The sequence below is a fragment of the Streptomyces hilarionis genome (assembly GCF_024539675.1).
Lineage (GTDB): Bacteria > Actinomycetota > Actinomycetes > Streptomycetales > Streptomycetaceae > Streptomyces > Streptomyces hilarionis.
Genome location: NZ_JAHHIT010000128.1, coordinates 21,554 through 28,058 on the forward strand (window position 1 = coordinate 21,554; position 6,505 = coordinate 28,058).

General features: G+C 70.9%; 6 protein-coding genes. 3 read left to right on the forward strand and 3 right to left on the reverse strand.

Annotation, left to right across the window (positions count from 1 at the left end):
- Positions 1–8: 8 nt before the first annotated feature.
- Together KMS84_RS27820 and KMS84_RS27825 are read right to left on the reverse strand one after the other, a co-directional pair.
- Positions 9–2,447: an HAD-IC family P-type ATPase gene (locus KMS84_RS27820; RefSeq protein WP_256919208.1), complete on the reverse strand. Its 2,439-nt coding sequence runs from the start codon at positions 2,445–2,447 to the stop codon at positions 9–11.
- A 182-nt stretch (positions 2,448–2,629) separates the two neighbouring features.
- The gene (locus KMS84_RS27825; protein WP_256919209.1) at positions 2,630–2,899 is read right to left on the reverse strand and encodes a DUF2530 domain-containing protein; all 270 of its coding nucleotides are present in this window, start codon (positions 2,897–2,899) and stop codon (positions 2,630–2,632) included.
- Positions 2,900–3,017: 118 nt separating this feature from the next.
- Here KMS84_RS27825 and KMS84_RS27830 point away from each other — a divergent pair, with 118 nt between their 5' ends.
- Entirely contained in the window at positions 3,018–4,469 is a 1,452-nt protein-coding gene (locus KMS84_RS27830; RefSeq protein ID WP_256919210.1) for an NCS2 family permease, read from the forward strand.
- A 151-nt stretch (positions 4,470–4,620) separates the two neighbouring features.
- Here the strand turns inward: KMS84_RS27830 and KMS84_RS27835 are convergent, their stop codons facing one another.
- Entirely contained in the window at positions 4,621–4,803 is a 183-nt protein-coding gene (locus KMS84_RS27835; RefSeq protein WP_256919211.1) for a ribbon-helix-helix protein, CopG family, read from the reverse strand.
- Positions 4,804–4,954: 151 nt separating this feature from the next.
- On the opposite strand from KMS84_RS27835, the gene KMS84_RS27840 reads away from it, so the two are divergent.
- On the forward strand, positions 4,955–5,392 hold the full coding sequence (locus KMS84_RS27840) for a MarR family winged helix-turn-helix transcriptional regulator (RefSeq protein WP_256919212.1): 438 nt from the start codon (positions 4,955–4,957) through the stop codon (positions 5,390–5,392).
- A 24-nt stretch (positions 5,393–5,416) separates the two neighbouring features.
- Positions 5,417–6,505, forward strand: a 1,089-nt coding sequence (locus KMS84_RS27845; protein ID WP_256919213.1) for an MFS transporter, incomplete at its 3' end; no start/stop codon positions are given.

A 6,505-nucleotide genomic window follows, 5' to 3' on the forward strand; every position in this document is an offset into this window, starting at 1 on the left:
CGTGGCGATCAGTCCGGGAAGCGGTGGTCGACCCAGCGCCAGGTGAACTCCAGCAGGACCGCCGCCACCGCCGCCACGCCCACCGCGATCCACGGCATCGTCAGCCCGACCAGTTTCAGCGCGAAGAAGTGCTGAAGCCACGGGACCGCGAGGACCAGCAGGAACGCCGCGCCCATCGAGGCCACCAGCAGCACCCGCCACCAGGTGTAGGGGCGGGCGATGATCGCCAGCACCCACATCGACGCCAGGAACAGCGTGAGCGTGGCCGCGCTGGTCTCCGCCTCCAGCGAGCCGGGGCCGGTGTAGTGGTGACGGGCCAGCAGATAGGTCACGAAGGTCGCGACGCCCGCGATCACCCCGCCCGGCACGGAGTACCGCATCACCCGTCGCACGAAGTGCGGCCGGGCCCGCTCGGTGTTGGGGGCGAGGGCGAGGAAGAAGGCCGGGATGCCGATCGTGAGCGTGGACAGCATGGTCAGGTGCCTCGGCAGGAACGGGTACTCCACCTGCCAGCACACCACCAGCAGGGCCAGCAGCACCGAGTAGACCGTCTTCACCAGGAAGAGGGTCGCCACCCGCGTGATGTTGCCGATGACCCGCCGGCCCTCCGCCACCACCGAGGGAAGGGTCGCGAAGCTGTTGTCCAGCAGCACGATCTGCGCGACCGCCCGGGTGGCCTCGGAGCCCGAGCCCATCGCCACGCCGATGTCCGCGTCCTTCAGCGCGAGGACGTCGTTGACGCCGTCCCCGGTCATCGCGACGGTGTGCCCGCGGGACTGCAGCGCGCCCACCATGTCCCGCTTCTGCTGCGGGGTGACCCGGCCGAACACCGTGCCCTCGTCCAGCGCCCGTCCCATGCCGTCCCGGTCCGCGGGCAGCCGGCGGGCGTCCACGGCGGCGCCGTCCAGCCCGAGCTTGGCGGCCACCGCGCCCACCGACACCGCGTTGTCGCCGGAAACGACCTTGGCCTGGACGTTCTGCGCGGCGAAGTAGCGCAGCGTGTCGCCGGCGTCGGGCCGCAGTCGCTGTTCGAGCACCACCAGCGCGACGGGCCGGGCCCCGCGGGCGGGCTCGGGGTCGTCGAGTCCGTGGGCGGCGCGGGCCAGCAGCAGCACTCGCAGCCCCTGCTCGTTGAGCCGTTCGGTCTCGCCGAGGGCGGGATCGTCGTCGTCCAGGAGGACGTCGGGCGCCCCCAGCAGCCAGGTGCTGCTCCCGCCGGCCGCCGCGCCCTCGCTCCCGCCGCCGGCCGCGGTCCCGCTCCCGCCCTCGGCCGCGCCCTCGTCCTCGCCCGCGCCCTCGTCGAAGGCGGCGCCGCTGTACTTGCGGGCCGAGGAGAACGGCAGCGACTTGGTGCAGCGCCAGCCGTCGGCGGGCGGAAAGGCGTCGATGACGGCCTGGAGGGAGGCGTTGGGCCGCGGGTCGGACTCCCCGAGCGCTCCGAGCACCTGCCGTACGTAGCCCTCGTCGGCGCCGTCGAGGGTGTGCAGCGCGGTGACGTCCATGCCGCCCTCGGTGAGGGTGCCGGTCTTGTCGAGGCAGACGGTGTCGACGCGGGCGAGGCCCTCGATGGCCGGGAGCTCCTGCACCAGGCACTGCTTGCGGCCGAGCCGGACCACGCCGATCGCGAAGGCGACGGAGGTGAGCAGGACGAGCCCCTCGGGCACCATCGGGACGATGCCGCCGATGGTGCGGGCGACCGAGTCCCGGAAGCCGTTGTTCTTGACGAAGAGCTGCGTGACGACGAGGCCGATCGCGGCCGGGACCATCATCCAGGTGACGTACTTGAGGATCGTCGAGATGCCGGAGCGCAGCTCGGAGTGGACGAGGGTGAAGCGGGAGGCCTTCTCGGCGAGCTGGGCGGCGTAGGCCTCGCGGCCGACCTTGGTGGCCTGGAAGGCGCCCCCGCCGGCCACCACGAAGCTGCCCGACATGACCTGGTCGCCGGCCCGTTTGACGACGGGGTCCGCCTCGCCGGTGAGCAGCGACTCGTCGATCTCCAGTCCGTCGGCCTCCACGCACGCCCCGTCCACGGCGATCTTGTCGCCGGGGCCGATCTCGATGAGGTCGTCCAGGACGAGTTCGGAGGTGGCCACCTGGACCGGTCTGCCGTCGCGGCGGACCGTGGGGCGGGCCTCGCCGACGACCGCGAGGGAGTCCAGGGTCTGCTTCGCCCGCCATTCCTGGACGATGCCGATGCCGGTGTTGGCGAGGATCACGAAGCCGAACAGGCTGTCCTGGATGGGCGCGACGGCGAGCATGACCAGCCACAGGACGCCGATGATCGCGTTGAACCGGGTGAAGACGTTCGCCCGGACGATCTCGCCGACGGAACGGCTGCTGCGCGCGGGCACGTCGTTGACCTGGCCGCGCGCGACGCGGTCCGCCACCTCGGCGGCGGTCAGACCGGTCGCCGTCGGCGCGAGGGCGGGGGCGTCGGTGTGGGCCATGGAATCGACGGTACGTGCGGTTTTGGGGCTTCACCCCCTGAAGCCCGCGAAGATCCGACCTGGGGAGGACGGGGAGGGGGGCCGGGATGCTACGAGGGTCGTACGGCTGCCCCCGCTCGCGTGCCCACCGCCCGCATGCCCGCCGCTCGCCTGCCCGGCGGGCGTGGTCGTCCGGCGGGCCGCTACTCGGCGGCCGCCGTCTCCCCGGTCGCGGCCGCCCGCTTGATCGCCGCGTCGCGCCTGCGGACGTACCAGATGCCGATCAGGCCCAGGCCGGCCCCCGCGAGGCAGGTCCACACCCACCAGGTCCGGCCGTGGTCGTCGAACCAGCCGTAGAAGGGGAGCTGGACGAGGAAGAGGACGAACCAGAGGATCGTGCCGCCGGTGATGGTGGCGACGACGGGGCCCTCCAGGGGCTCCGGCGCCTCGTGCTGGGGTGTCCACTTCGCCATGGGGCACAGCTTACGAGGTGGTCACGTCTACGCGCGGAGATGGCCGATCCCCTCGTCATATGTTCATACTGAAACGGTTTGATGCTGACCACTTCTCTTCGTAGGAAACGCCAAAAACATGCCCACCTCGGCCCCCGCCAAGATCCCCGCCCCTGACGAGCCGGGAGCCAGGTCCGCCCACGGCGCCCTCGATCGCTACTTCAAGATCTCCGAGCGGGGCAGCACCCTGCCCAGGGAGATCCGCGGCGGTTTCGCCACCTTCTTCGCGATGGCGTACATCATCGTGCTGAACCCGATCATCCTCAGCAGCGCCAAGGACATGTACGGCCACCACCTGGACTACGGCCAGCTGGTCACCGCGACCTGTGTGACGGCGGCCTTCACCACGCTCCTCATGGGCGTGATCGGCAACGTGCCCATCGCGCTGGCCGCAGGCCTCGGCGTGAACTCCGTGGTCGCGCTCCAGCTCGCGCCCCGGATGTCCTGGCCGGACGCCATGGGCATGGTGGTGCTCGCCGGCCTCGTGGTCATGCTGCTCGTCGCCACGGGGCTGCGCGAGCGCGTGATGAACGCGGTCCCCTTCGGCCTGCGCAAGGCCATCAGCATCGGCATCGGCCTGTTCATCATGCTGATCGGGCTCGTCGACTCCGGCTTCGTCAGCCGCATCCCCGACGCCGCCCACACCACCGTCCCGCTCCAGCTCGGCGCCGACGGTCACCTGAACGGCTGGCCGGTCCTCGTCTTCATCCTGGGCGCGCTCCTCACCCTGGCCCTGATCACCCGCAAGGTGCCCGGCGCGATCCTCATCTCGATCGTCGCGATGACCGTCCTCGCGCTGATCATCGACGCGGTCGCGACCGTGCCCTCCTGGGGTCTGACCACTCCCGAGTGGCCGGGCAACCCCGTCGCCACCCCCGACTTCGGGCTCCTCGGCGAGGTCAGCCTGTTCGGCGGCTTCGGCAAGGTCGGCGTGCTGACCGGCGTCCTGTTCGTCTTCACCGTCCTGCTGTCGTGCTTCTTCGACGCGATGGGCACGATCATGGGCGTCAGCGACGAGGCCAAGCTGACCAACGCGCAGGGCGAGATGCCGGGCATCAACAAGGTCCTCTTCGTCGACGGCCTCGCGGTCGCCGCGGGCGGCGCCAGCTCCTCCTCGGCCACCACCGCCTTCGTGGAGTCCACGGCCGGCGTCGGCGAGGGCGCCCGCACCGGCTTCGCGAACCTCGTCACCGGCGCGCTGTTCGCCGTCGCGCTGTTCCTGACCCCCGTGGCCACGATGGTCCCGTCCCAGGCCGCCACCCCGGCGCTGCTCGCGGTGGGCTTCCTGATCCTGGCCGGCTCGGTCAAGGAGATCGACTGGGCCGACCACACCATCGCCATCCCGGCCTTCATCACCATGGTGATGATGCCGTTCACCTACTCGATCACCAACGGCATCGGGATGGGCTTCATCGCCTTCGTCCTGCTGCGTCTCGTGGCCGGCCGCGGCCGGGAGGTCCCGGTGCCGATGTACGTGGTCTCCGCGGTGTTCGTCTTCTACTACCTGATGCCGGCCCTCGGCCTGACCTGAGCCCCGGTCGCATCGCTGCCGGCCCGAGCCCCGGTCCCGCTGCGGCGGACCCGACTTCCCGGTCCCCGTTGCGCCGGACCCGACGTCCCGCCCATGGCGCGGCGCATGCGAGCCCCTGTTCCCGTTCCCGTCGCGAAAGCGCGGGACGGGTTCAGGTGAGCCCGTAGAACTTCCCCGTCTCGTCGATCGCGGTCTTGAACCGCTCGTCGAAGTCATCCCGGATGAGCGTCTGGACGACATAGTCCTGGACGCTCATCCCCCGTTTGGCGGCATGCCGGCGGAGCCGCTCGAGCAGCTCCTCGTCTATCCGCAGGCTGAGCACACTGGTCCCCATGAGACGAGGGTCGCGGGCCCGTAGCGCAGTCCGGCCGCTTTCCGCTGCCGACTCACCCGTTCGAGTGATGGCGGGGTTTCCGTGTCCAGGGTCACGGGAATCCCGGCGCGCCCCAGCTTGTTTAGCCAGAGTAATGAGTTATCCTAAAGAGATGCCTGACCTCACCCATGGCGACGACGCTGCCGCCGTGAACGCCCTCCGCTCAGCCGTGATGCGGCTGTCCCGCCGGCTCAAGCACCAGCGGGTCGACGAGTCGCTCAGCCCGACCGAGATGTCGGTGCTCGGCACCCTCTCCCTGTGCGGCAGCGCCACCCCCGGCGAGCTCGCCCGCAAGGAGCACGTGCAGCCCCCCTCGATGACCCGCATCGTCGCGCTGCTGGAGGCCAAGGGACTGGTCCGGCTGGAGCCGCACCCCGAGGACCGCCGCCAGAAGGTCGTCACCAAGACCGAGCAGGCCGAGGCCATGCTCGCGGAGAGCCGCGCCAAGCGGAACGCCTTCCTGGCGACCCTGGTCGACGGCCTCGACGAGGACGAGTGGGCGAAACTGCGCGCCGCCGCCCCCGTGCTGGAGAAGCTCGCACACCTGTAGACCGTCCCCGAGGAGGCGAACCTGTTGAGTACGGGACCCGGAGCAGACTCCGCACCCGCACCGGCCATCCACGACACCCCGCCCACCCCTCCACCCGCCCGCGGGTCCTCGATGTTCGCCTCCCTGCGGGTGAGGAACTACCGCCTGTTCTTCCTGGGCCAGGTCGTCTCGAACATCGGCACCTGGATGCAGCGCATCGCGCAGGACTGGCTGGTCCTCAGCCTCACCGGCTCCGCCACCGCCGTCGGCGTCACGACGGCCCTGCAATTCCTGCCCATGCTGCTCTTCGGCCTCTACGGCGGCGTCCTGGTCGACCGCCTGCCCAAGCGCCGCACGCTGCTGTTCACCCAGTCGGCGATGGCCCTCACCGGCATCGCGCTCGCCGTCCTCAGCCTCTCCGGCCACGTCCAGGTCTGGCACGTCTACGTCGCCGCCTTCGCCGTGGGCCTCGCGACCGTGCTGGACAACCCGGCCCGGCAGACGTTCGTCTCCGAGATGGTCGGCCCCGACCAGCTCCAGAACGCGGTCAGTCTCAACTCGGCGAACTTCCAGTCGGCGCGGCTGATCGGCCCCGCCGTGGCCGGCGTGATGATCACCGGCGTCGGAACCGGCTGGGCGTTCCTCTTCAACGGCCTGTCGTTCGTCGCGCCCCTCGCCGGTCTGCTGCTGATGCGCTCGCGCGAGCTGCACGTCGTCGAGCGCGCCCCGCGCGGCAGGGGGCAGCTGCGCGAGGGCCTGCGCTACGTCGCCGGACGGCCCGACCTGATCTGGACCATCGTCCTGGTCGGGTTCGTCAGCACCTTCGGGTTCAACTTCCCCGTCTACCTGTCGGCCTTCGCCGACGACGTCTTCCATGCGGGCGCCGGCTCCTACAGCCTCTTCAACACGCTCATGGCGGTGGGCTCCCTGGCGGGCGCCCTGCTCGCGGCCCGGCGCGGAACGGCCCGCATGCGGGTGCTGGCCGGGGGCGCGGTGGCCTTCGGCGCGATGGAGATCGTGGCCTCCACGGCCCCCTCGCTGTGGATGTTCGCCCTGCTCATGGCCCCGATCGGCATGTTCGGGATGACGGTCAACGTCACCGCCAACAGCAGCGTCCAGCTGGGCACCGACCCG

Excerpts from the sequence above, each read along its gene's own strand:
- KMS84_RS27825 (WP_256919209.1), bottom strand. The coding sequence starts at position 2,899 with ATGGCGAAGTGGACACCCCAGCACGAGGCGCCGGAGCCCCTGGAGGGC.
- KMS84_RS27820 (WP_256919208.1), bottom strand. The coding sequence starts at position 2,447 with ATGGCCCACACCGACGCCCCCGCCCTCGCGCCGACGGCGACCGGTCTG.
- KMS84_RS27840 (WP_256919212.1), top strand. The coding sequence starts at position 4,955 with ATGCCTGACCTCACCCATGGCGACGACGCTGCCGCCGTGAACGCCCTC.
- KMS84_RS27830 (WP_256919210.1), top strand. The coding sequence starts at position 3,018 with ATGCCCACCTCGGCCCCCGCCAAGATCCCCGCCCCTGACGAGCCGGGA.
- KMS84_RS27835 (WP_256919211.1), bottom strand. The coding sequence starts at position 4,803 with ATGGGGACCAGTGTGCTCAGCCTGCGGATAGACGAGGAGCTGCTCGAG.